The organism is Nitrospira sp. (genome assembly GCA_016715825.1).
In the GTDB taxonomy this organism is placed as follows: Bacteria; Nitrospirota; Nitrospiria; order Nitrospirales; family Nitrospiraceae; genus Nitrospira_D.
On sequence record JADJXO010000004.1, the window covers coordinates 1 to 25,642 of the forward strand.

Annotated in this window: 25 protein-coding genes; 14 read left to right on the forward strand and 11 right to left on the reverse strand. The window is 54.0% G+C overall.

What is annotated here, in order from left to right; genetic code table 11:
- Positions 1–71 precede the first annotated feature (71 nt).
- The 5 genes from IPM58_12040 to IPM58_12060 all read left to right on the forward strand — a co-directional run bounded on the left by IPM58_12040 (position 72) and on the right by IPM58_12060 (position 6,342).
- Positions 72–278, forward strand: a complete 207-nt coding sequence (locus IPM58_12040; protein ID MBK9307789.1) for a hypothetical protein — start codon at positions 72–74, stop codon at positions 276–278.
- A 97-nt stretch (positions 279–375) separates the two neighbouring features.
- Positions 376–783, forward strand: a complete 408-nt coding sequence (locus IPM58_12045) for a PilZ domain-containing protein (protein ID MBK9307790.1) — start codon at positions 376–378, stop codon at positions 781–783.
- 348 nt (positions 784–1,131) lie between these two features.
- A complete protein-coding gene (locus IPM58_12050; GenBank protein ID MBK9307791.1) occupies positions 1,132–1,416 on the forward strand; it encodes a PilZ domain-containing protein in 285 nt (94 codons plus the stop codon).
- Positions 1,417–1,916: 500 nt separating this feature from the next.
- Positions 1,917–3,071 carry an efflux RND transporter periplasmic adaptor subunit gene (locus IPM58_12055; protein MBK9307792.1) on the forward strand — a complete coding sequence of 385 codons (1,155 nt, stop codon included), beginning with the start codon at positions 1,917–1,919 and terminating at the stop codon, positions 3,069–3,071.
- An 85-nt stretch (positions 3,072–3,156) separates the two neighbouring features.
- Positions 3,157–6,342, forward strand: a complete 3,186-nt coding sequence (locus tag IPM58_12060; protein ID MBK9307793.1) for an efflux RND transporter permease subunit — start codon at positions 3,157–3,159, stop codon at positions 6,340–6,342.
- A gap of 5 nt (positions 6,343–6,347) precedes the next feature.
- Here the strand turns inward: IPM58_12060 and IPM58_12065 are convergent, their stop codons facing one another.
- From IPM58_12065 to IPM58_12105, 9 genes are all read right to left on the reverse strand, one after another.
- A complete protein-coding gene (locus IPM58_12065) occupies positions 6,348–6,686 on the reverse strand; it encodes an SCP2 sterol-binding domain-containing protein (GenBank protein ID MBK9307794.1) in 339 nt (112 codons plus the stop codon).
- Between the two features lie 89 nt (positions 6,687–6,775).
- Positions 6,776–7,216 carry an S-adenosylmethionine decarboxylase gene (locus tag IPM58_12070; GenBank protein ID MBK9307795.1) on the reverse strand — a complete coding sequence of 147 codons (441 nt, stop codon included), beginning with the start codon at positions 7,214–7,216 and terminating at the stop codon, positions 6,776–6,778.
- 591 nt (positions 7,217–7,807) lie between these two features.
- A complete protein-coding gene (locus IPM58_12075; protein MBK9307796.1) occupies positions 7,808–8,131 on the reverse strand; it encodes a PilZ domain-containing protein in 324 nt (107 codons plus the stop codon).
- 68 nt (positions 8,132–8,199) lie between these two features.
- On the reverse strand, positions 8,200–8,562 hold the full coding sequence (locus IPM58_12080) for a DUF1499 domain-containing protein (protein MBK9307797.1): 363 nt from the start codon (positions 8,560–8,562) through the stop codon (positions 8,200–8,202).
- Positions 8,563–8,713: 151 nt separating this feature from the next.
- Complete coding sequence (locus IPM58_12085) at positions 8,714–9,778, reverse strand: DUF2914 domain-containing protein (protein ID MBK9307798.1); 1,065 nt, start codon at positions 9,776–9,778, stop codon at positions 8,714–8,716.
- A gap of 155 nt (positions 9,779–9,933) precedes the next feature.
- The gene (locus IPM58_12090) at positions 9,934–10,995 is read right to left on the reverse strand and encodes a hypothetical protein (GenBank protein ID MBK9307799.1); all 1,062 of its coding nucleotides are present in this window, start codon (positions 10,993–10,995) and stop codon (positions 9,934–9,936) included.
- A gap of 34 nt (positions 10,996–11,029) precedes the next feature.
- Positions 11,030–11,677 carry a hypothetical protein gene (locus IPM58_12095; GenBank protein MBK9307800.1) on the reverse strand — a complete coding sequence of 216 codons (648 nt, stop codon included), beginning with the start codon at positions 11,675–11,677 and terminating at the stop codon, positions 11,030–11,032.
- An 83-nt stretch (positions 11,678–11,760) separates the two neighbouring features.
- Positions 11,761–12,369 carry a hypothetical protein gene (locus IPM58_12100; GenBank protein MBK9307801.1) on the reverse strand — a complete coding sequence of 203 codons (609 nt, stop codon included), beginning with the start codon at positions 12,367–12,369 and terminating at the stop codon, positions 11,761–11,763.
- Positions 12,370–12,427: 58 nt separating this feature from the next.
- Positions 12,428–12,799: a hypothetical protein gene (locus tag IPM58_12105; GenBank protein ID MBK9307802.1), complete on the reverse strand. Its 372-nt coding sequence runs from the start codon at positions 12,797–12,799 to the stop codon at positions 12,428–12,430.
- A 654-nt stretch (positions 12,800–13,453) separates the two neighbouring features.
- Here IPM58_12105 and IPM58_12110 point away from each other — a divergent pair.
- The 8 genes from IPM58_12110 (at position 13,454) to IPM58_12145 (ending at position 20,857) form a co-directional block, all read left to right on the forward strand.
- Positions 13,454–14,344 (forward strand): polyprenyl synthetase family protein, encoded by an 891-nt coding sequence (locus IPM58_12110; GenBank protein MBK9307803.1) that lies wholly within the window; start codon positions 13,454–13,456, stop codon positions 14,342–14,344.
- Between the two features lie 105 nt (positions 14,345–14,449).
- Positions 14,450–15,433, forward strand: a complete 984-nt coding sequence (locus tag IPM58_12115; protein ID MBK9307804.1) for an NAD-dependent epimerase/dehydratase family protein — start codon at positions 14,450–14,452, stop codon at positions 15,431–15,433.
- A gap of 23 nt (positions 15,434–15,456) precedes the next feature.
- Entirely contained in the window at positions 15,457–16,266 is an 810-nt protein-coding gene (locus IPM58_12120) for a carotenoid biosynthesis protein (GenBank protein ID MBK9307805.1), read from the forward strand.
- Positions 16,267–16,392: 126 nt separating this feature from the next.
- Entirely contained in the window at positions 16,393–16,734 is a 342-nt protein-coding gene (locus IPM58_12125; GenBank protein ID MBK9307806.1) for a hypothetical protein, read from the forward strand.
- 3 nt (positions 16,735–16,737) lie between these two features.
- Positions 16,738–17,196 carry a phage holin family protein gene (locus IPM58_12130; GenBank protein MBK9307807.1) on the forward strand — a complete coding sequence of 153 codons (459 nt, stop codon included), beginning with the start codon at positions 16,738–16,740 and terminating at the stop codon, positions 17,194–17,196.
- Positions 17,197–17,623: 427 nt separating this feature from the next.
- Positions 17,624–19,090, forward strand: coding sequence for a zinc-dependent metalloprotease (locus tag IPM58_12135; GenBank protein MBK9307808.1), 1,467 nt, complete (start codon positions 17,624–17,626; stop codon positions 19,088–19,090).
- 115 nt (positions 19,091–19,205) lie between these two features.
- Complete coding sequence (locus IPM58_12140) at positions 19,206–19,712, forward strand: hypothetical protein (protein ID MBK9307809.1); 507 nt, start codon at positions 19,206–19,208, stop codon at positions 19,710–19,712.
- Positions 19,713–19,813: 101 nt separating this feature from the next.
- A complete protein-coding gene (locus tag IPM58_12145) occupies positions 19,814–20,857 on the forward strand; it encodes a putative sugar O-methyltransferase (protein ID MBK9307810.1) in 1,044 nt (347 codons plus the stop codon).
- A 110-nt stretch (positions 20,858–20,967) separates the two neighbouring features.
- Here the strand turns inward: IPM58_12145 and IPM58_12150 are convergent, their stop codons facing one another.
- Together IPM58_12150 and IPM58_12155 are read right to left on the reverse strand one after the other, a co-directional pair.
- Positions 20,968–21,978 (reverse strand): hypothetical protein, encoded by a 1,011-nt coding sequence (locus tag IPM58_12150; protein MBK9307811.1) that lies wholly within the window; start codon positions 21,976–21,978, stop codon positions 20,968–20,970.
- A gap of 358 nt (positions 21,979–22,336) precedes the next feature.
- Positions 22,337–23,071, reverse strand: a complete 735-nt coding sequence (locus tag IPM58_12155; protein ID MBK9307812.1) for a PEP-CTERM sorting domain-containing protein — start codon at positions 23,069–23,071, stop codon at positions 22,337–22,339.
- A gap of 566 nt (positions 23,072–23,637) precedes the next feature.
- On the opposite strand from IPM58_12155, the gene IPM58_12160 reads away from it, so the two are divergent.
- Positions 23,638–25,461: a GAF domain-containing protein gene (locus tag IPM58_12160; protein MBK9307813.1), complete on the forward strand. Its 1,824-nt coding sequence runs from the start codon at positions 23,638–23,640 to the stop codon at positions 25,459–25,461.
- The last annotated feature ends 181 nt before the right edge of the window (positions 25,462–25,642 follow it).

Consider the following 25,642-nt stretch of genomic DNA (forward strand, 5'->3'; position numbering starts at 1 on the left):
TTACAACGTTTGAGAACAAATTGGGCCGGGTCACTGTCCGCTACAGTGGCACAGGAGCTCATGAAGAAATCATGCGCTACCTTCAGTCTCAATACGGTCCACTCGATCACACACCAGGACAAATCGCGGTCGGCTCAGTGAAGGTATACGCTTGGCATGGCGTTCATACGGAGGTGACGTTGCGGTTTGAGAGTAAAATTGAACGAGGCATTATCTTTTTCGAAAGCCGCACACTTCCTGAAAAACTAGCCGATGGGACTAGCGCTACGGTCTTCTGACCATATCCTCGAACAGTATCACCACCACGCTTCCAGATGACTTCCAAGTATGCGGTCATATTGCTGAATTGATTTGGAAAGGCCCTTTCACGAGGGTATGATAACGGGACTTATCATGTACAACCGAAAGCCTTATGTGCCGTTAGACAACCGCTATGCCGAACGCATCGCGGTCACATGTCGAGTTCGCTATGTCGGCGAAGTTCCGACACAACCGCATCAAGGGGAAGGCCTCACGAAAAATATATCAGTCTCTGGATGTCATGTTATCAGCGACCGCCCGGTCACCCGTGGCACATTATTAACGCTGACCGTCTCACTTCCAGACGGACTACCACAACTGGTCATCAAATCTGCGCATGTGGTATGGGTGTCCGGGTGCCAGTTTTCCGTCCGATTCATGGACCTGAGTCAGGACCGCCGGAAGCGGCTGCAAGCCTTCATCTGGAAAAGTATTTCCCTCAAGACGGTGAGTGATCAGCGAACCCGATTCCGACTCATGTAGTTCCCCACCAGCCCGCTGGCAGATCCAGCAGGAAGCCGTACGCTTCCAAGAGCACGTGAGCATTCTTTTCTCCCTGCACCTGTGTTCAGAAACCCTTCGGTGACGAAAACCCGCTCGTCACGCTCTGTGTCCCCCTTCGGGGCGAGGTTTACCCCCTCCGTTTGTAGGGAAGTAATACTAATATCCCGCGCTACTCTTTATGCATAGGAAAACGCTCGGAGCGGAATCACAATCGTGGAGGGAATGACCATGAGACGGATGAAACACATAAGACATTCAGAATGTCGACACTCCCACCCTTCAATAGAACGCCGGACAATACGGAGGACGCCCATCTCCTTCGGGCTCATGTATTCGGGCTTCAACGGAGAAGACGTCTTGATCGGTGATGGCTTCGTTGCCGACTTGTCAGAGGGCGGAGTCGGTATTCGTGGGAATTGTCCGGTGCAGGTTGGGATGGACCTCACATTGTTCCTGTATGTGCCGAATGAGGAAGATCCGTTATTCATCCTAGAGGGAACCGTGGCATGGACGACAGGGCCGCTGTTCGGTGTGACCCTGAAAGAGCTGAGTCTGTCCGAAGGGAATCGGATGCGGGTATTTCTCCATCCCCCGTCTGTTGGCCAAGCATAGCGGATTGTTGCCTCGACAGGCCGTGCGGTGCTTTGAGGGGACTTTGTTCCCTTTAACAGCCTGCACGACCCGTCGCCCCGCGCGTGACCCTATCTTGCCTTTCCAGTGACCTGATGGTAGGAGTGATGAATGATCGCTCACCCAGCATGAACAGAATTAGGCAGCCGACTCCTCATCCTCAACAGAATTCACGACCATCGGCTAACCAACGCCAAACCAGCGTGACCAACGCTATTCCAACGCGACTTGCTTCAAACGTATTTCTGAGAACGACCACGAGACAAGTCAGGACAACAGCCGGAGTCAGTATCCCCCTGCGCTTTCAGTTGCCGCATGATACTGTCGGCTTACCCATGGATCACAGGCAAACAAACACGGTCGCCGAGCGTATCTCCCTATTCCCTGACGAACTCGCTCCGCTATTGCGTAATTCATAATTGCTGCCCACTCCCATGAACCATCTCGCTCGCCATCCTTTGGTAGTCCTAGGAATCGCCGTTGTGGTTGTACTGACCGCCCTTCTCATCGTTCGTCTGAGCACAGGCGCTAAGACCGATACACATAAGCCACGATTCGTTACCGTTGGCATTGCGTCTCCGATCAGACAAGATCTCGATGTTCGCTTGGCCTACACCGCGGATATCTCACCCAATCAGGTGGTGAATATTTTCTCGCGTGTCGACGGCCACATTGCCACATTGCACGTTGATAAAGGGGATTTCGTAAAGGCGAATCAGCTGCTTGTTGAGATCGATCACACGGACTATCAGCATGCGGTTAACCAAGCCAAAGCTAATCTTGCAGCAGCCAAAGCAAGAGTCGCACAACAGGATGCAGTTGTGCGTAATGCCAAGCTTACTGTTGATCGCATGCAGACTCTCATCAAAGATCAGTTCGTTTCGCGGCAGGACCTCGATAATGCAGAGGTCAATTTTGATACTGCGAGAGCGGCACAGGAATCTTTGCAAGCACAAGTGAACCAAATGCACGTTGCCCTGGCTCAGGCAGAAGCCCATCTGGCCTATAGCTATATCCGAGCTCCCTTTGCTGGCTATATCGCCGAACGCAATCTCGATACCGGGTCCTATGTGAGCAGTGCTACGGCCAGTACGTCGACCATGTCACGAGGCATCATGAGCGTACATGACATCGATACGGTTCGTGTTCTGGTCGAAGTGGTCGAACGAGATATTCCGCTCGTGAAAATCGGGCAAGGAGCTGAGCTTCGAGCTGAGGCGTACCCTGACCAGATATTTCATGGAACTGTGACCAGGATCGTCCAAGCCTTGAATCGTGCCACACGCACCATGACTGTTGAAGTCGACTTACCCAACAAAAATCACCGACTAAAAGGTGGAATGTTCGGCCGCGTCGAAGTAATGGTTGGGACACATCATCAGGCCTTGCAGATCCCTATCGACGCAGTCAGTCGCCTGGAAAGCACACAATATGTGTTTATTGTCGAAGAAGGACACGCGAGGCGGGTAGAAATTGAAATCGGTGCCCGGCAAGGGAACCAGATTGAGATCACTAAAGGCCTGACAGGAAATGAAGAAGTCATTGTCTCAGGAAAAGACTTAGTTCACGATGGGACGCCCGTCCAAACTCGACTTCTTTCACCAGCTTTAGATTCTGATCCAGTGAGTAACGAATGAGGCCTGCACTTCTCCCACATAGACGCAGTTCTTACAGGGCGGATTCAACCTCCGCAGCCAACTGCCCTTCTCTGATGTCTGCGACATGTGGCTAACTCTACTCGCATTACGCAATCGCATCGGCATTTTGATGCTGTCGTTGGCGTTCGTGGTATTGGGTATCACGTCACTTCAAAGACTGCCGGTTGATCTTTTCCCACAAATCCAGGTTCCCGTCGCATTCGTGGGTGTCATTTATAAAGGGGCACCTCCGCTCGACATTGAACAGAGTGTCGTATACCCGATCGAGAAAGCCGTCAGTTCTGCCTCCAATGTGGAACATGTCGAGTCGTTCAGTAAGCAAGGCCTCGGGGCAGTCCAGATCTGGTTCAACTGGGGGGCCAACCTCGATGTCGGACAAATGGAGGTCATGCAGCGTATCACACAGATTCTGAACAGCCTCCCTCCAGGTATTCTGCAACCGTTCATCGTCAAGTTCGATGTCTCCAACATTCCGGTTTCAGTTGTCTCGGTCTCGAGCAACGAGCTGGATGAGCGCGCACTCTATGATCTTGCGTCCAACACGATCGCCCCGCAGATCGAGCAAATCGCTGACGTGGCGGCCGCGACCGTGGAAGGAGGAAAGATTCGCCAAATCAACATCAACCTCGATCCGGCGCTCCTCAGTGCCCGCGGGCTTTCGATCCTTGACGTCGTCAAATCGGTCAAAGCATCCAACTTGATCTTACCCTCAGGCGATATTAAGGCCGGCAACCTCGACTACAACGTGTTTACGAACAACCAGTTCAGGACGGTAGAGCCGATACAGGACGTCATCGTGAAGGTAAATCCGCAGGGTACCCCTGTCCGTGTGCGTGACGTGGGAACCGTGACGGACTCCTCCGACATTCAAACCAACATCGTCCATACCGACGGAGCCAGATCCGTGTTTCTTCGTGTCAATAAACAACCGCTCGCCAACACGGTCGCCGTCGTCGACGCCCTCCGCGCCGCTTTGCCTCAAATGTTTGGTATCCCCGAAGGGGTAAATCTTGGCATCTCGTTCGACCAGTCTCTCTACATCCGTCAAGCTATCCGGAATCTGGTCGAACAGGCCTTCCATGGTTCATTGCTGGCCGCGGCAGTGATTCTCATCTTCCTACGAAACCTGACCAGTACCCTGATCATTTCCGTGGCTATTCCGCTTTCGATGCTGGTGACGTTTGTGGTTCTGTACTTCACAGATCAGACTCTGAATGTGTTTACACTCGGCGGGCTGGCGCTAGGAATCGGTCGGCTCGTGGATGACTCTATCGTAGAACTGGAGAACATTCAGCGCCACCTCAACATCAACCCCAATCGATGGAACGGCATTCTCGAAGCCGCCCGTGAAGTGGCCATGCCGATCTTTGCCTCGACCGTGACGACGGTGGTTGTCTTCCTTCCGATGTTCTTCATCGTCGGTATCGCGCGCCTGTTATTGATTCCCCTGACCGTCACGATCGCCATCGCACTCTTCACGTCATTTTTCGTCTCCCGCACGGTAACCCCGGCACTCTGTTACAAATTCCTGAAGCCAGAACAGGAAGCACAACGTGCGTTGCCGAGCTGGCTGCGGGCGATGATGGAGTGGAGTCGGAACCGCTATGAATCGCTGGATCGAAATTATGAACATTCCCTGCAATGGGTCCTGGCCCATCGCAAGATTCTCATCTGTACCGTTCTCCTGATTTTCCTTGGCTCGCTCATGCTCGTTCCTTTGATCGGAACCGAGTTCCTGCCGGTTTCCGATGAGAGTCAGTTTCGGATCGTGCTGCGAGCGCCGGTCGGCCAACGAGTCGAAAAGACCGAACAGCAGGTCTCTGAAGTCGAACGGGTCCTGCGTGCCAATATTCCCACGACCGAACTGATAACCATCGTTTCGAGTACCGGCGTGCTATCCCAAGGTCGTTCCTCTCTGTTCAACCCCAATACCGGTCCTCACACCTCGTCTATTCAAGTGTACCTCGTCGAGCCTGCTAAGCGGACACGAACTCAGGTCGAGATCATGAACGATGTACGCCCCATGATTGCCACACTATTTCCCGGCGTCTCAATGTATTTCGACCCCGGGGGATTAGTGAAGCGTGTCACAAGCTTTGGCTCACAAAAGACCGTCGATGTGGAAATTTACGGACATGACTTCGAAAAGGCGAGAGAGGTTATTGCCCAAGTCAAAGAGGTCATGGAGCACACTCCGGGACTAGCTGACATTGAACCGAGCCGGGAGGAAAATTATCCGGAAGTCAACGTGACCGTGGATCGAGAGAAAGCCGCTCTACTCGGCATCACCGAAACCGATGTGGCCAATGCCGTGCTCTTTTCCTTGAATGGGAACGGCCAAACCGACCCGATTATTTACACCGACCCTCAAAGCGGAAACGAGTACTTCATCAGCGCGTGGCTAGCCGAGAAACATCGTAAGAGTCTCACCGATTTGGAGAATATTCTCCTCACCACCAAGGCCGGCGAACCAGTCCTCCTCAAGAATATGGCGTCGCTTAAGTTGAATGCCGGACCAGTGAAAGTGGACCGAAAGCACTTTCAACGCGTGATCCACATCACGGCAAATCCTATCAATCGAGCCTTAGGCGATATCGCGGATGATCTTGAGTCGGCATTCGCCAAACTCCAGCTACCTGCGGGGTTCAGCATCAAATTGGCCGGGCAGATTCAACAGCAACGGGAAACCTTCGAAGGCTTGCAGTTTGCCATCGTCCTCGCGCTCATGCTGGTCTATATGGTGATGGCGGCTCAGTTTAAGTCGTTCATCGACCCGTTCATCATCATGTTTGCAGTCCCGATGGGATTCCCTGGAGTTATCTTGATCCTGTTCTTGACAGATACGACACTGTCTACCTCATCAATGATGGGCATTATTATGATGTTAGGAATTGTGGTCTCAAACGGGGTGTTGCTGGTTGACTATACCAACGTGCTTCGTCGAAGGGGTGAGCCACTCCACCGCGCGGTCATGACCGGCGCGAGAACCAGGCTGAGACCGATCCTCATGACCTCGCTCGCCACCGTCTTCGGACTTCTTCCCATGGCAATCGGACTCGGGACCGGAGCCGAAACCAATGCACCCTTGGCACGTGCGGTCGTCGGAGGGTTGAGCGCTTCCACTCTGCTCACGCTGTTCCTCGTCCCAACGATGTATGTAATCTTGGAAGAGCGGTTTCCACGGAGATTCGAGGTAGAGCCTGACGAGCAGGGATCGGCGTCACATGAGGCATTTCCTGATCCCAGATAGTGCAGTTACGGTTCCACTATATTGGGAAACAAGGACTTCAGCTGCATGGCCAACCCAATGTCCCCCGCGATCTGCAAACGCCCAGACATGGCCATGGTCATGCTACTCAACTGCCCATTGAGGATTCGAATGCAATCTTCCCCAGCCATCGACAGAGTCACATGTGGATCGCTGTGCACTCCATCCTTCACCACGCAGGTTCCGTTCTGGACCAGCAAATGATATTGCCCGCCTTGAGGCCCTTTGAGATCAAACTGGTACACGGCCTCGACATCCTCCGCGACATCTTTGTCCAGTTTTGATGGAAGAGTGTCGAGCACTTCTCGAATAGTTTTCGCGTTCATGAATGGGAAAACTCCCCTCAGGATGATAACAACATTCGGGGGCGGCTCTATTCCGCCCCCGAGACAACTATATCTACGGTTGAAAAGGGTTAGTACCGGAGAGTGGCTGTTGCAACACTACGCCGGGCGCCGAAGAACTCCTTCGAAAAGGACTCAACGACCGCCGGATCATAGCCTTTGCAGCTGAAAATGTCGAGATAGGCGTAATTCGTATCGTTCGCAAAATGCCCGCTGATCAACGAGGTGGAAATCAACTGCACCATGGAATAACCGGCGACACGACCTTCGCCGAAATTCACAACCTGACACTCACCGAAACGCTTCATGCCGATGAGTTCGCACAACTCAACGACATAACGTTTGATAGATTCGGCATCACGGATAAGATCGGGATTGCAATCGTGGAGGTCGACTGCGGTACAGAGTCCCCATGCCTTGCCGTTGCCCACCATGTCCTGAACGGGTCGGGCCGTAGCTCCAGGGGCGTTGGATGGTAAGATTGTGGAGTCAGAACTCGGCGAGCTGCTCATAGGGGGTCGCTACCTTTCTGTAAGTGGGTTAGGCACATCGACTGACCGTTGCGTGAACTATACCATTTTTTTTCGCTGCGTACGTGCCGGCAAGGAATATTTCAACCTCGAACAGGAAGTTATCCGCAATCGGTTGACAAGGTGACCTCGCTCAGGAAGAATGGCCCCATATGACGACGCTCCCACAAGCACCACGAGTTGAACTCCCCGACCGCCTCTGTACCTGGTGCAAGGTGCTGATGAAAAAGCGGCTGGTTGGGGGGAATCGATTCATCCACTACACCTGTCCTAAATGCATTTTTCAGCACACCAGTCGACTCGCACAAAAATCATAAACAATTGATTTATCAATATGTAATTGAGTCTCAGGGTGTATGTGAACTTCCTGTGACCTCGGATTCGATACCGCTTCCCCCCGATGCATTCCCATTCCAGCGTTAGGGGTCTGTGCAGGGGACACTGCACACTCAAGAAACCATATGCCCCGTGGGATATTAAGCATTTGATAAAACCTGACGACCCCGGCCATTTTCCATGCCACGCAGGAGTCAAACGAACAGACCCCCATATATGAATGATCGCCGGGGAGGATTAGCCTCGAGAAAAACTGCTCTGGATGTGATCGTCAAGAATATGGACCAATCGTTCGCGGTCCTCCGCGCTGATCGCCATGATCCGTGCCCCCAATTTAGGAGCCCGCACATGGATGACCTCCAACTCACACGTTAAGGTTTTTCCGCCAGGAAGCTCAATGAGGAGCTGCAACACCTCGCCTTTCTTGACGAACAGCCGGCTCTCGAGCCGAACTCCCGACTCGCTCACATCGATGACCTTACAGGCTGCCGAAAGCGCCCCACGTTGTAACCGACCGGGACGGCCCATATCCACACGCGAATGTTTCCGGTTGAACCCCATGATCTAGCCTCCCGTGGCAGGCATCATAACAGGAGGAGTACCTGTACCAAAGATATTTGGAGAAACCGCTAGAGTTTCCTGCCTACGAGAGCCCGCAGGTCCTCCATTCGCCGGCGATTGACACCAAGGTCGCTGTAGCCCGTGCGGGAAGCGGAGCGGAAGTGGACGGTCTTCGTGTCGTCGTCGAAGAGAAATTCGACATCGTCGACGAATCGGAGCAGCAGGGAAGTGAACTCATAATGAAGGTAGGACTCGTCTTCCTCAATGAGTTTGGTCCGAGAGAGTGAATTGATCACGGCCTTCAACGCCTCCTTCGCCTCAGCCCGCGGCTTTTTGTAGCGAAAGGGCGTGATCGCATGACCTTCGTCAGTCGCCTGGGTCGACACACAGTTGGGGCTGTCAGGACAGGGAGAAAGGGTCCGTTCACTCATGGAGATGTCACTTTACATCCTTCCATAATGGCTCGCAACCGGGTGCCTTCCATCCGTCCCCCTCTGCACCCTGGAAAAGACAACCAGCACATTCCTATTCGTTTTGGAATTCGTCGCCACGCAACGGTTCCTAGATCGGTGTCCAAACCGCCTAATAGGTCACCGTCACCAGCCTGGGCTGCTCTTCCGTTTTGCTCACGACCGTCACCGCCACCCGTCCGATGATCCGCCCATCTTCAGTCTCGACATCGACACGCCAGTCGCCCGGATCAAGGCGCTGTTTGAGGCTGTAGGCTCGATATCCACCCTCGCGCCCCCCTGAAATTCTGATGGGAATCCGGTCGGCATGTATGAAAGGCTTCGTATCATTCGACCGATAGCGCCAGTGATGGTAGATGGTTGTGTTGAGATCAACCGGAGCAAATACCGCCGTAAAGCAATAGACCGGTTCATCCGTCGGGAAGGTCGTGTCGGCACGTTTCCAAAATTGATACCACTGCTTCTCAAAGACTAACTCGAACCGGTCACCCGTCCGCTTGATCTCATGATAGACCCCGCCGAACTTGAGCGATAGCGGCACCGGCGGAATCCAATTCATGAAGTAGAATCCGACCAGCATCGCGATGAGCACGATAGCGGGAGCCATCACCGCGAGTGGTTGCCGTCCTGATGAATCCGGACCATGACGGTAGACCAGTTGAACCAGATACAGCGTCACGCCCAGACTCAAGAGAGCGCCGAGCAAGAAGATCACCGCATTCATGAACCCGGTGATGACCGGCACAAAAAAGGTAAAAAACGCGAAACTGACCACCGCGTACAGACTGACCAGTATTCGAAGATTGGACAATCGATCGCGCAAAAACTCGTTGGTCACGAAGAGCGCAATGAGCACGGCAAAGAAGATCGCCGTCGTGGTGAACGTGGCGCTTTGGGAATAGAAAATTGCGTAGGCGCTGAAAAGGCCACCGAGAAGGAACTGACTGGCCATCGGATAGTAGGGACGGCTTTCCCAGGCCCATCGCGTAAATTTGGAGCCTGAAACGAGCGCTTCACGCTCAGGCGGGGATTCGATCCCCAAACGCCCAGTCAAGACGATCAGCGCTCCCAGCAAAACTAAGTAGAGCAACAGAAGCAGATTATCCAAAAGCCGATCGATTCGCGACAGCGTCACGGTGTCGTAGCCCACACCGCCGAGAAAGAATACTGCCGGCATGAACGGCTTCGAGAGTATGGACTGAAGCTTCGTGAGGGGGCTCACCCCTCCACTCTGCGAAATCCCGTTCGATTGTTCAACGAAAACACTGAATTGTGCGGGAGCTTGCACCGACTCGGGAACTGGATCCTGGGGGCGCTCAACCGGCATTCCGGTCACACAAACGCAGGAAGCGGCGCATACACGACCGGATGGCCAATGACCCGTTCCAGCCATGGTGCCATGGTATCTTCCGGGAGCGGCGCGTGATTCAGACGCGCTTCGATCTTGAACTGTCCGTTGGCACCGACAATCCCGATGATCGCCGACGCATCATCGCGCTCAGGCAACAGGGTGTGGGTCTGAAATTCGCAGAGCGTGGCATACAGGATACCATCAGGCTGGATCACGGTCAGGATCTCAGGAAGATCGTCAAGCGGACAATGGACCGAACAACGATAGGCGAATCGCGCACCTGGTTCGATAGCCTGAAACTCTGTTAGCGCTGCTTCGGAAAATCCGGTGAGATAGGCCCGCACTCCTGCCGGCTCCGGGATAAACGTCTCCGCAAGTTTGCTGGCCGGCACGAGAAACTCGAACGCATCCGTGGTGTTGTATTCGAACTGGCAGGGACCAAAGGCGTCGGGCCACGAGCAAAAGAACGGCACGGCCGCATCGGACGATCGTACGACCACCGCCTTCTTTTCGACATGCGTTTCAACTGGGAGATCCAAAACGGCAATAGCTTCCAGAAATGCCGCGCGACGCTCATCTAGCCAACGCGCCCGTTCATCGTCACCACGCACCTCCCCAGGCGTGATCACCGCATGGGTCTGAAGCCGAATACGGATGAAGGCGTGGGCATGCCGAAAGCCGATCCAGAACATGGCACGTTGATCATGAAGCCGCAACACTTCTCGAATCCGCCAGGGATGACTGATGGAGCAGTAGGTTCCGACATCCTGGTGGTGTTGATAGACCGTATGGTACGCACCGGAGAGGAGGAAGAAATCCCCTCTCCATCGTTCCCGGACATGGACGAGCGTGACATCTTCAGTCGCCCATGGATCAAGTTGATCGAACTCGTCCGGAGAGCCGACCGTCCATTCTTCGACGTAGCAGATCACGTCTTGAGCAGGGACAGCCGGCTTGAGCCCGAGCGCCGCAAGTCGATCACCTACCGCAAGAGCCTGACCAAAGCTCAGTGGCGTCGTCGTTTCCCACCGCCGCTCTCGCACGAATAACTTCCTTTACAGCGGCCGCCCCACCAATTCACTGCTCCGAGACTGAGCGCAGAGCCTTGTCTTCGATTGTAGTATCACTGATCAGCCGCTCAATCCCATCCTTGAGCGTCACGGACAACTGTTCCTGCACATCGTCCTCGCTAAACCAAAAGACGGTCCGACTGCGGCCTCCCTCAATGTTACGAATCGTGGTACTTTGGTCTGCCTGATTCTTCGCCACCACCTTAAATCGGCTCTTGGTGTCGATCACGGTGGAAAAGACGCGGCTCTTCGCACTCGCGGAAAAATCCATCACCTGACCACTCACGACGATATCCGCGTCCGGTACAGACCCTGGGGAAGCCACACGCACATCCCAGACTCGATCCTGCCACCCGCGAGTTCGTAGCCGATCGGCAATCCGCTGGGTGATCACACTGGCCAGCCGATCACCAGGCACATTGAAATAGGTGGTGCCTCCCCAAAGGTGTGTGCGCAGGCCCACCCGGCTTTTGTCCGCCCGTCGATCGTCAAACGGTTCAACGACGATCTTGACCGGCTGGATGTCGGTCACCTGCACCATCGGTGGCTTCTCACGTAAGTCCAGCGCGCGGACCGTTCCAGTTCCTCGACAACCGGCCACCATGGTCACCACCACGATAGCGCAACCTAGAATCCCTAAAGGCGATGGCTTCACGGGCTCCTCCCTGTCAAAGGTCAACGATCAAGCGTGCTTAGTCTACCCAAGTTATTGTTCGGAGACAATCGCCATAAGAAGACCTACGGGGTAACGATCGGAAGCATCGAGCGAAACGAACTACAGGCCACCTGGGCCAACTGGCCAGCTTGGATATCCCGATCGTTCAACGGCACACAACGCACAACTTTCATGAATGCTCGTTCTGCCAGAACAGCCGCGATCTGAGCCTTGCGGTCATGGGTAATCGGCAACGTATAGCCCTCACCACGATTCCAGTCCCACAATGACGGTGCCAAGGACAACTCCAGGGCATGGCCCGCGACTTGGTGAAATCTACCGAGAAACTGTCGTTTGTATTGTGAAATGCCAACTCCTTCCAACAGCAGCGCGCAGGTGACATGATGCCCCCACCAGACAAGCGTGCGAAATGTGAACTTATCAGCGCCGGAGAAATGTTTGGGATAATCCAAGTATTGATAAGGAAAGTCGTCCAGATGTTCACCCTTCACCAGTTGATGGAGCGTTGGGTCAAAACCTGGCGGGGTATCAAGCGAGAGAGTTGTGAGCTCCTGCTTCAAGGCATCATGGGTTGTTTCAAGCTGGGCTCGTATTTTTATCGTGATTGCAGCCTTTCTTCGAAAGAGCTGTGCATCAGCCAACAGTGCAGTTTCATCATTAGTGAACAGCATTGGATGGGCCATCATGAGAGAGATGTGAAGGGGTGATACCTTCTTCCCTCTCCTCCTACTATTTCTGTCTGGTTTCGAATATCGCAACCGTCAAGTCGTACAGCCGTCGGCAGTCGGCACAGCGCAGCCGCACCAGATCTTGAAAGACATCCATCTCACGGAGTGAAAGCGCCGACGAATGCGAGGAGACACAGGCCTTGAGGCATTCTTCCCCGGGTGGCTCGTCTTGAACGTTGTGTCCCCCGGACGCTCCCGGCACTGAAGGGCCACTCGACACGATAGTCGTTGTTGTGAGGTGATGGACTGACTTACACGAGCTGCAGGAGAGCACCACGATCTGCGCCTCGGTCATGCGCTTCACGGTCACGCACAGAGGGTGGACCGACCAGCACTGCTGAAGAAAGGCTCCGCTGCGAATGACCTGCGCCATGATCAGCCTAGGGAACGGTCGCGCACTCAACGCTGTCCTCAGCGACAGTCCAGTTGAGCACCGAGTGGTCTGGTCTAAGAAATCAGTTTCGCGAGATACAGGCACACAGGTCTGAACGTCGAGCTCGGACTCAGGACACGGCAGTCACGGGAGATTCGTTCTTCGTCGAGGGAGACGGAACGACGCCTTCCTGAACTAAGCGACAAGTCTTGCACACCCGAGGCCGTGCTTTTAAGAAGGAGACCTTTCCACTCGCAAGGCAACTGTAGTGCACGAACTCATCGCAGACGGTACATCGGGACCAACCACCTCGTAGCATCGTTTTATCCCGATAGAGATCCTCTCGACACACACGGCAGAGGCGGGGTTCCACCCCGAGTAGCATCGGTTCCCATTCACCACCGGCTTTTCTGATACTCATAGCGGGGCGAGTATAGCGGGACAACCGGCTGAAAAACAAGGAGAGGGAGACGCTACTTGGCTCTACTGCATGGAACCCACACTCAAGATTTTTGCATTACTGATACATGAGCATGGCAACGCAATGGAACTGGAGGCATAAGGACTCGCTCACGCCACCCGTTTGACTCATCTTTAATCGTTTGTTACTCTCCGCGCGAGTCGGCGCCAATCGCCCAATACGAGTGAGACTTCATGAATATTGCCGAGTATCTGGAACATAAACGAATTGAGGTTGACCGCTTTCTCGACTTCGTGGCTCCACCGGCCGTCGTGCCGCCGACGGCGCTGCATGAGAGCCTACGTTATAGCTTGATGGCGGGCGGGAAGCGGGTACGCCCGATCCTGACGATCGCAGCGGCAGAAGCCCTTGCTCAGACGCCTCCCGGCCTCATGGCAGTTGCCTGCTCGCTGGAACTCATCCATACCTATTCCCTAATTCACGACGATCTCCCATCGATGGACAACGATGACTTTCGCCGTGGAAAGCCCACAAACCATAAAGTCTATGGCGAAGCCATGGCCATCCTTGCGGGAGACGCGTTGCTCACCATGGCGTTCGACCTGGTCAGCAGGCCGGACCTCATGAAAGGCTGCGATCCTGTGCGGCAGGTCCGTATCATCCAAGAGTTGGCCTTTGGGTCCGGCAATATGGGCATGGTGGGCGGTCAGGTGTTCGACATCCAAGCTGAAAACAAGGATATCGATCTTCCGACCCTGCAGAACATTCACAAGCACAAGACCGGCATGCTCATTCGTGCCGCGGTCCGCATGGGTGCGATTGCGGCCGGAGCGAACGACCGTCAACTTGACGACATGACCGGCTATGCCGAAGATATCGGCCTTGCCTTCCAGATCGCGGATGATGTGTTGAACGTGACAGGGACGCGCGAAGAGCTTGGCAAGAATCCCAACACCGACGCTGAGCGTGGAAAGAAAACCTATCCGACGTTCTATGGCGTGGACGGGGCGAAGAAACTGGCTGATGACTGTGTCACCCGTGCCATTAGCCGCCTCTCCTCCTTTGGCCCTTCTGCCGATCCGTTGCGTGAGATCGCACGGTATATCACAAGTCGCAAAAACTGACGTCGCTCGTGAAGCGCATCTCGTGAAACGTCAATCCATGCAATCGACCAACCGTCCCTACTTCACACGCTTCACGCTTTACACTTCACATTTCACATTTTCGTTATGAAAGCCCTCGTCACCGGAGCAACAGGGTTTGTCGGGGCCGCCGTGGTTCGTGCCCTGCTCAAGACCGGGGTGGAAGTGCGTGTTATTGCCCGCCCAGGAAGTGATCCAACCAATCTCCGGTCGTTGAACATCGATACCGTCCCCGGCGATCTCCGTGATAAAGCCTCGCTCCACCGGGCCCTCACCGGTTGCCGCCACCTCTACCATGTTGCCGCACACTACGCGCTGTGGGCCAAAGATCCATCGATCTTCTATGACATTAACGTGGTCGGCACCAGAAATCTGTTGGAAGCGGCGCGTGAAGTGGGAGTCGAGCGCACGGTCTATTGCAGCACTATCGGTGCGATCGGCTTGCCGCCTGGTGGAGGACTCGGAACGGAGGAGACACCGGTATCACTCGAACAAATGGCTGGCCACTATAAACGCTCGAAGTACCTGGCTGAGCAGGAGGTGCACAAGCTGGCAAAGGAGGGGTTGCCCGTCGTCATCGTCAATCCCAGCGCCCCGGTCGGCGAGCGCGACGTGAAGCCGACACCGACCGGCCAGATCATCGTAGATTTCATGAAAGGTCGGATGCCGGCCTACATTGAAACCGGCATGAACATCATCGACGTCGACGATGTCGCCACCGGCCACTTGCTTGCAATGGAGAAAGGCCGCCAGGGTGAACGGTATATCCTTGGCGCTAAGAACCTGTTACTGCGTGAGGTATTTGAGATTCTCAGCACATTAACCGGCGTCAAAGCTCCGGCCCTAAAATTACCGAGAGGCGCGGTGCTCCCGCTCGCCTATCTCAATCACTGGTTTGCCAACCTGTCCGGCATACCACCGCGCATTCCGCTGGAAGGGGTAAAGATGGCCAAGTACAAGATGCACTACGATTGCAGCAAGGCGATCCGAGAACTGGGCCTGCCGCAACATCCCCCCGAAGTGGCGCTGGAGAAGGCGGTGCGATGGTTCAAGACTCACGGGTACGCATAATGGTCCCCGCGTAAACCCTGTTCATGGAAGCTGTTACACTTTTCCTCAAGACGATCGTCCTCCGGCCCTATGTTTTTATCTTCCTTGCCGCGTTTCTCTTTTCCGCCATCAAACTGATCGGGTGGCCACGCACATGGCGGTTCTGGCTCATCAGCTGGATCACGGCATTCATCTGCGAATTCTCGTCCACGAGAACCGGCGTCCCCTTCGGCTGGTACTTCTACAATGGTTCCACGGTCGGTCAGGAGCTCTATGTGTTCGACGTGCCGTTTATGGATTCCCTCTCCTTCAGTTTTCTACTTTTCGCTGCGTACTCTGTAGCCCTTGGACTCGTGCTTCCGGTTGACTCGTCTTCGACCAGCGCGAGGCGCTTTCCAAGGCCATTACGGTTCGACCTAGTTGCCCGAACCAGCTGGGCGGTCTATGGATTGACCGCGTTTCTCTTTGCCTTCATCGATATGGTGATTGATCCAGTGGCCTTGCGCGGCGACCGGTGGTTCTTGGGCAAAATCTACTACTATCCCGATCCAGGCTGGCACTTCGGTGTTCCGATGGCCAACTATATCGGCTGGACCGTGGTTGGGCTGATTGCCCTTGCCCTGTATTTCTTGATTGATCGTCGTCTTGCTCCCCTCTCACTTGCGCAACCGATCACCCCACGGCTTTTGCTCGGCATCGGACTCTACTACGGAGTGTTGGTCTTCAACCTCGCGATGACCTTCTGGATTAGTGAATGGTTCATGGGCCTGAGCGGCCTGCTGATGCACCTACCCTTGGTCGTTGTTCTCATCGTTCGCCTTGCCGGTTCACCACGGTTCTACCCGCCCACCTGAGGGAGTGGTATTCGCCAGGAAGAATTTGTATAGTGGAGCGAGCGTGTGTTCTGGTCCTGCTCACAGAAGCGGTTCCCCTTCGAATCGCCGGAACGACGAAGACACTCGACTTTACCGGATAGGGTTATGTTTCTGAGCGTCGATCGGCTGATACGAACCAGTGTTGGGTTATTCATGCTCGTCGGATTGTTTTCTGCTGGCCCGACCCGCGCAGCGGATGTTATGCACGTACTTGGTACCGTGACGGCTATCGATGTCCAACATATAGAAGTCAAGACAGCCAAAGGGCCGGTCGTCTCCGTGCTGCTCGACAAGCAGGTGAAATTTAGAAACAAGAACAACCTCAAATCAGTCGACCCGCCCGAAGTGGGCGACCGTGTCATCATTGAGGCGACCAAAGACAAGCAGAAGGTGACTGCAACCGTCGTTCATTATTCACCGATGAGAAACCCTGCTATCCCTCGGTAGCCGATGCCTGGCATTCGTTTTTCTCGCGCGGTTCACGAATCTCCATTCCACGGCGGTATCCGCCATGCGCTTATGCGCGTGTTCATCACCGGTGTAGCCGTGTTCCTGGCGATTGCAATGGTCCCGGGGCTGGAAGCGAACAGCCTCACAGCCGGTGTAGCGGCGGTCTTAGTCTTGACGTTCTTGAACGTGATCCTTCGTCCAGTGCTCTTTCTTCTCACCTTGCCATTGATCCTCTTTACCCTTGGACTCTTTCTCGTGGTTTTGAATGCACTGTTATTGGAATTCACGGCGTTTCTCGTGAAAGGGTTCACGGTCTCCGGATTCTGGTCGGCCGTCGGGGGTGCCTTGGTCATCAGTCTGGTGACGACCGTCCTCAACAGCTGGACCGTCGACCGCCAAGTCCATCTTGACGTCCACGAGGAACAGCGCCGTCCTCCCAAGATTATCAATCCTGATTGATGACTACCGGTACTCTGCTTCCTGATTCCGCCGCGCCCTTCGAAAAGGGAAGACGGTAAATACACCACCCTGTCACCGCAACGATCCAATCGATTACCACACGCTTTTCTACGTAGGCTTACTCCTTCACCTTCTACACTTTCTTGCAGAGGTGTTCCCCTTACTCGTCTGTGCCCCGTTGTATGTGTCAACATCGAACACGCTTCATACTGTAGAAAGCACAGCCCTTTGCTCAAGGGACAATCCCTTGCTACGCGATGGTATAGCCTTTGCTCCTGAATGAGTCAGCGCATTTATCAATTACAAGGAGGGTTACATGGAGCCGACGCTGCTGGGTGGACGGTCGCGGACAGATTGCCGCATACGTTCTTGCTCATCGTTCCGATCATATCCCTTGGTCCTTAGTCTATGCGCGATCACCTTTGGCATGTCCGATGTCGGAATCTGCGCCTCGCCGCAGTCCGAAACACCACTCCTTATTGAAGCCCCGAGCGACATTCCTCCTGCCATTGCCCAAGCCTTTCCGTCACCTCAGATGGCCAAGCGATGGGTGCGAAAGCATCGAACCATGGCCCTCAACCCGGTCGCGCTTGAGGCCTTACACTCCTCTCGCAAAGAAAATAAGGCTACCGTCACGCTGGACCTCTTCGAGACCGTGACACAGACGCTCGAACTCGATGAACCGGAAGTCCAGGGCAACAAGGCAAAGGTATGGCGTGGACGGCTACGCGGTGACCAGAACAGCGATGTCACCTTGGCTGTGCGCGGCAAGAAAATGGCTGGGACGATCGTCTCGGGCGACCGACTCTACAAAATCGAGCCGACTGAGGACAACCGTCATCGCCTCGTTGAAATTGACGACGACGCCATGCGTCCGGATCACCATCCACTCGTGGTACCCGATGATGGAACTCCTGCAGATCCGCCGGATCCAGAACCGGAGCTCCAGCAGCCTGATGCCAGTGTGGCCGCCTCAACTGATAGCGTGACCACAGCGGCAGCGACGAGCACAAATACCATCGTTGATCTGCTCGTCGTCTACACCTCCATGGCGCGCGCGAAACAGGGTGGACAAGCTGCCATGAACGCGTTGATCGCGCTGGGCGTTGATCTGGCCAATCAAGCATACAGCAATAGCAGAATCGCAATGCGACTCCGGCTGGTCCGAGCTGCCGAAGTCGCCTATACGGAAACGGGCAACATCAGCACCGATCTCTCGCGTTTACAGCGGACAACCGATGGATTCATGGATTCCATTCATCAACTGCGCAATCAATATAAGGCCGATCTGGTCGCATTGATCGTGGACAATGGGGGCGCCTATTGCGGCATCGCCTATGTCATGGCGAACGGCCCGAGGGCCAGCTTCGCCAATTACGCTTTCAGCGTGACGGATCGTGACTGTGTGGCGAACAACACCCTCACGCACGAATTGGGTCATAACATGGGGAACGCACACGATCGCGCAAGCGGCGGTACCGGCGTCTATCCCTATTCGTACGGCTATCGAGACACCGTCGGGAAATTTCGGACGATCATGGCCTATCCCTGCCCCACGGGGTCCTGCCCACGCGTGAAGTATTTTTCAAACCCAAAGATCAAGATCAATGGTCGGCCGGCTGGGATCGATCATCGGATCAATCCCACGAACTCAGCAGACATTGCGCGGTCTATGAATGAGGTCCGCAATACCATTGCCGCCTGGCGTGCAGGCGGCACAACGTCTGCCACCACCTTTGCTGATCCCTTGAAAAGTTCTCGACCCAACTTGCGGGGAGATTCACTCGATGATGTTGACGAATCGGATGACGATTCAGACGGCGATGCTCTCGATAAGGCTCGCACGGATTCTCAGGGGAAATCGCATGGAACGATTCGCACACCTTTCCCTTGAGCCGCAACATACCAAGAGGAAACTACAACTGCGTCCTCCCGGTCACAATCGCGCTGAATCGCTGAATTTGATATGGTACAGTGACGAAATATGTAGCGCTTCATGGAGAGCCTCTGTGTCTCACCGATTTCGATATCTTCCTCTCATTGTTATGGTGCTCAGTGGCATGGTGTTAGGGGGCGGGCTGAGCCGGACTGCGAAGGCTGAGGAGCATTCTGAGCCGAAGCGCTTGTGGCAAACCGTTCTCACACCTCAGTCGAATCAATCACCGGTGCCAAGAAAACCTTGGATGATTCGCGATCGAGAGGTTGCACTTGATCTTCCGCTCCTTCAACTTCTCAAGGATGCGGGAGCCAGACCCCTTCCTAGGATTACCGTTGAGCTTTTCGACAAGGCCAACCCCGAACTGGAGGTCTCTTCCCCGGCTTCCCGCATCAATGACACGAGTGTCATCCGCGGGGTTTTCAAACCTCCGGTCGAAGGCGACTTCACATTTGTCATCACCGGCAATCTCCTAATCGGAACCATCCAGATCGGCGATCGTATCTACAAGACCGACCACATTGGTAACGGCAGACTGCGGTTGGTTGAGCTCGATCCCGATAAAATGCCGAGGGATTGATGCATTGCATCAAGCGATCGTTTCGGGAAACACGTGAGGGAGGATCAAAGAAGACGGTGCTTGGGGTAACTGCGGTCATCACATTGTCTAAAGGCTGAGCAATGAGCCTCTTTCGTGTGACGGGAACACTCAATGGTATCTTAAGCCCTCTGGACCTTGCTGTCGTTCGACGAAGTCACTTCAAAGAGATCTTTGAGGATCCCGTTGAGAAATATAAAGGCTGGTGCAGCAAAGGCCATGTATCAGCCAACGCCTTAGAATATCTCCGTCACGATAATCCTCGACTGTTGGAATACAGGAAGCGATATGAAGGGCATCCCGCAGCGTCTCATTCAATATGGAAGCCAGAATACCTTCAAACTGACTTGAGCATGGGTTCTTTCCGTGACGATAATGTGTATTTGTGGCAAAGCAGACGAACCGGGCACGATCTCTTGGTCGCCTATGCATTCACAACCTACTACGTGAAGGAGATCGACACCCTCGGCCTCCTCGACCGATTGGATGAGGACGGATCATTTGGGGTATTAACCTTCACCATGGACCACGGAAAAACTGTGAGCAGAGACCTGCTGGACTCCGTGCTCGAGATTAACTTCCTGGAACGCCATCTCCAGGTATCACGGAGGTCGTCGATGCGAATCCTTGATATTGGGGCAGGCTATGGCCGACTGGCACATCGGCTGGTGAAGGGCTTGCCAAATCTGGAACAGATTCTATGCACCGATGCTGTTCCGGAATCGAGTTTCCTCTGTGAATACTACCTTCACTACAGAGACGTGTCGGGTAAAGCGAAAACCATACCATTAGATGCGGTCCAAACCAGTTTTGAACATCATGACATCGATATCGTGACCAATATTCATAGTTTTCAGGAGTGCACCATGGAGTCGATCACCTGGTGGCTCAATGCGATTTCACGATGTCAGGCCAAATACTTCATGCTGGCCCATTATGACGATGAGTTGTTCTCGCGCGAACAGGATCATTCCCAACAAAACTTTCGCCCTCTCTTGGAAAAGCACGGGTTCCATCTGATTGCGAAAGAACCTGTCTATGCTCCAGGCACATTGGCAGGACTCTATGGTCTGTACCCAAAACGGTGGCACTACCTGTTTGAGTCTAATTCGCGAAAGGAGTTCTGACCGTTTCTAGCACCTTCCTGACTCAATATGCAGATGGCAAACTCTCTCTTCCCAACAATCGACAAAATGTATGGTTAAAGCCTGACCAGAAATATCTGTGGCTTAGCTCACTACTTGGCCCGGACAGCCCCACATCGTCCCATCTTGAAAGCGATCAACCCGAGCAAACCCAACCCCGTCAATACGAGGGCACTGGACTCCGGCACAGGTGTAGCCGGATGGGCAAAAGCCACATGAACCGACGGCCCTCCTTCGATTGTGAACGCCCTTTGCTGTACTAGGTTTGCATTAGCGAGGATGATCTCACCAAAACGGCCACTGGCAAGTATCTGACCTCCTGGATTGATATCTATGTCCATTAGGTTTGAAATCCCCGTGTTCACTGACCGACGTATCATCCCGGTACCGTCAACCTGAAAAATGTTCCCGTCCCACCCAGCTGCATAAATCAACCCGTTCTGGTCGACAGCAATTCCCCGAACGTCGGCTATAAAAAGATCGTCCGGGAATGGGATGGTTCGTACTGATGCCAGAGTGGTTGGGTCAAAGACCTCTATGGAACTAGCAGGCGTCCCTTCTCCAGGCAAGGCGTAGAGCAGGCCATTAAGACCGATCGTGAGATCCTGATAACCCTCTGAGGTAGCAAAGCGCGTCGCTGAGAAATCCGTCAGGCTAAATCGAACAATTCCCATGGCTTCGTCTGCCCCACCATCCCCAAACGTACGCATATCCGTGAGGAACGCAACGTTCCCAAACGTATCGAGTCCACCAAAACTGACGTTGTTCACTGTGCTCAAGCCTGAGAATGTGTGATGCTGAAAACTATTTGAACGAGGATCGAGTGACGTCAGATAAGGATCAAATGTTCCGTTGTATAGGTGAACTCCGTTATTTGAGTCGACCTTCACATCTCGTAATTCATGGAAACCATCACCGTCAACGTCAGGAACGCTGAATGTCTGCACCAATGTCCCGGACGAGGTGTACTCGGAAAGAAGACCGGTTTCCCAACTCGCGGCGAGAATGTTTCCAGGTGTCACGGGAGCTGCCTGAGCATCGTCTACGCACACCACAATGAGGATCAGTAGAATGGCAGTACGATAGCAAATAGTTTTAAACATATTCTTCCCCTTGTCTCTTCCCTCTTCCGAGGTTCTAAAATTGAGCATTAGTGAATTCCCATCAGAGTTGGTATGGACTCCTCATTCATATGGGGCTACACGCAATACCCAATCCCACTGCCGATGGGGAGTCAGGGACTCGAATGTATGGAATCCTCTGATGGACGTACCAAGTACGATCAACGGATTCAACGGCGAGGCCAGATGGCCGAGTACCATCCCCTCAAAGTTTAGCGTCACCGGTATAGCCTGGGCCAGCCCACTGAAAGACAGCCACAAGGCTACGCATGACAGGTTAATTGTAATCCAACACGACGCTCGTCTGCTTTTCATGCGCATGAGTCTCCCTGGCATCCCTTCAAAGCCTGGGCAGACGCTCTTTTGACCGAAGATTTGCTGTCAGGCGACGTCTCATCTCATAGCCAATTAATCCGAGCAGCCCGATCTCCATCAACATCAGCGAGCTCGGCTCCGGTACAGCCGTCAAGGAAGTAAGCCTGCCCTGAATCCCAGCAACAATTCCCCCTCCCGTAAAAGTGATGTTGAATGTGGGATTACCTGGCAGTGGAGGAGGCACAAGGGGAAGGGCCGCGCTCGTGAACATATTTCCAAAAATATTGAATTGAAAAGAAGTTGGTATCAGGCCGTTTATTGAAGGGCCAATAATAGCCTGCTCAAGCCCCGATGGGATGAGAAGCACTCGATAGGCATCAGCAAAATTATTATCCTCAATTCGGATCTCATTTGGCCTTGAATGGGTGGCCATTGAATAGGTTCGGCCGAGAAAACTGACTGAAAAGTTACTGAGGGCATAACTCCCGATGACATTTAACGGATCGCCTATGATGAACTGATCAGGCGTTGTGGATTCGAACGTATAGGATCCGCTGATAAGAGTGCCGGGAAGAACTGTAGTATTCAACGGAGAATTTGCATTAAAGACGGCTCCCGCAAATTGAACCGTCACTGGTATGGCTTGGGCCGATTCCCTTGCCCCAAACGACATGACCGAGATTATGACAAGCCCTACCGCTACCAGCCGCCGAATCCCCGTCCGCTTCATGTGCATGATCTCCTCCTTTGTCAGAGCCACGCCTTCCTCTTAACCGCCTTCCAAATCAAAAAAGTGTCAAAACATAATGCAATCCGAACGCCACCCATTAACCTGTTGAAATTTATCGAAGGATATGAGCGACCGAGATTCAAGTTGTAAAAAATATTTACACCATGAATCGCCTTGTCGGTGAAGTTCTACCATGTGGACAGACAAATATATTTGCAAACCTAAACAATTGCGCCTGCTTCGGATATCCGCCCTGGTCCCAAGTGCACGTGTAAAATATCTTTGTATCGATGCCACGGTCATTACACCTCTTTTCACCTCCTATGTCATGTCCACAGCGGTCTACCTAGGAGGGCGCCGCTAAGACATGGCGGTAGGGAACGGTTGATGATCGTCCAAGATAGTAACCAAGCCGTTAGGGGTTCGGAGAGACGCCGACCGAGTCGCTCGTTCGACTCCGTCGAGAGTCTTCTCCTGTCTTGACTGATCACATTCGTAGCCGTAGCACATCGCCATCCAAAGGCCACCTGTACGAGTTGCGAAAGAGTAGCTATTCATGAAGGATCCGGCTACAATGCGCACCGATATTCGAACCTATGACCACATCGACTGCTCAGACCAAGCCATCCCCTGAGACCCTGCTTCAACGGACGTTGAATGCCGCGCTGAACGACATCGGGTCCGATTCGGTCCTAGCGGCCATCTTCCATCAAGAGAACGGCCCCCTTATCGAGCATGCGTCGCGTGGCTTCGCCCCGAGGGACATTCAAGCGGTACTCCGCACCCTGTCAAACCACCGAGCCGCCGTCTTGGCGACGACCACGCAAGACCAAGAAAGCGGACGCACGGTTCGCTTACGGTTGATTACCCCGGGCGCGAAGTCGCTGCTCGCTGTTCCACTTCGCCACCTCAATCGTGTGTACGGTTGCCTGGTCATTGGACGAAAGGAAGGTGCGGCTTTTTCGAAGAAGGAGAAGTCGCAGCTGGAGCAGATGTGCGATGGCATGACCAAGGCCTTGGACCGCGAAGGGCTTTTTAATACGAATGTAGTATTGAGCCGTTCTTACGTCACGCAGGAACCGAGCGCGCAACAGCCGGCCGGTGCAGAACTCTATCCACCGGTCACAAAACATTCCTCACCAGAACTCCAGGGCAGAATTGAAACGGTCTTGACCGAGGCCTACCAATTGGTGGCCTATGATCGGGCCTGGGCCTGCTACTACGATCCACTTGCGGGAAATGTCGAGGTGTTGGGCCTTGTCGATGACCTGAAAGGGGAACAGAAAGAGGCGAAGAAGGAACTCAAGCCCGGGCAGCGGCTCACCCTGGATAGCTCGGCTGCGGGCTGGGCGGTGCGGCATCGAAAGCCGCGCGTGGATCACGACCTGGCTAGCACGCAAGGTCGTTTTGTCGACCACAAGCATCTCTTTAAAGACCGGTTTCAGTCCTCGCTTGTTATTCCCTTCTTTGTCAAAGGGCAGGTTGGTGGAACCATTACGCTGGGGGCGAAGGATGCAGACCGTTACCAAACCACCGACGCTCGCACCCTGGAACCTGTCATTCTCAAACTCGCGGAACTTTTACAAACACCCGCGCCTCAGACCACGAACCCTCTCCTGGCGACCGAAGCTGGACCTTCTAGCCTCCAACCCTCCGCCACTGGTCCTTCCGAACCCGTCATTCGTAAGCAGGAGCGCCAGGCCGCCATCAGCGAATTCAGCACATTTTTAGCGACGGAAATTCGGGAACCGCTTGCCTCTATTCGATCCCAACTGGAGGAAGTGACCAGCGAAGGCATTCTCGACTTTGATCCCCAGACGCGCGTTGAGAATGCCATGCGTGACCTAATCCGGATCGAGGCGATTCTCAATGAAATCCTCGATTTCGCCAAACCGCTCGAACTCCACCGGCATCTCTGTCGGATTCCTGAAGTACTCGAAAGTGCGCTGGTCGTCGTGGGAACCGATCTCGAAGCGACCCGTATTCAAGTCACCAAAGACTACGCCAATATCATTGCACCGGTGAGAGGCGATGAAGCCAAGCTCCAACAGACGTTCCTCAGCATTTTCCGGAATGCCTCCGAGGCGATGTCTCCCGGCGGCCATCTTCATATCCAAGTCACGCAGCATCGCGCCGGTCGAGGGATTGAAGTACAGATATTGATCAAGAACGACGGCGTGCCGATCCCAGCCGAACTCGTCGACAAAGTCTTCGAGCCATTTTTCACCACCAAGCGCTCAGGGATTGGACTGGGCCTCCCCAGCGTCAAGAAGATCGTCGAAGAGCACGGCGGAGCGATCGCAATCAGCAGTGCCGCAGGGGAAGGCACAAGCGTCACGATTCGCCTTCCCGGGGTCAGCCGTGGACCAGCATTTCGACATCGCGGACGAGGCCGACGTCCCCCTCGCCGACCGACCTGACAAACCAATTTTCATCATCGTGCCTTAATCATGCTTTATTGTATGGTTCACAGCGGCTCGACGACGCCACCACGGCAAGGTCCGTCAGGCTTCGACCTGTTTGACAGAAATGCCGTCCATCGCTATGATTCTGCCCGCGTACATAAGGCTCACATTCGACAACTCAAGAACGCATGATGGT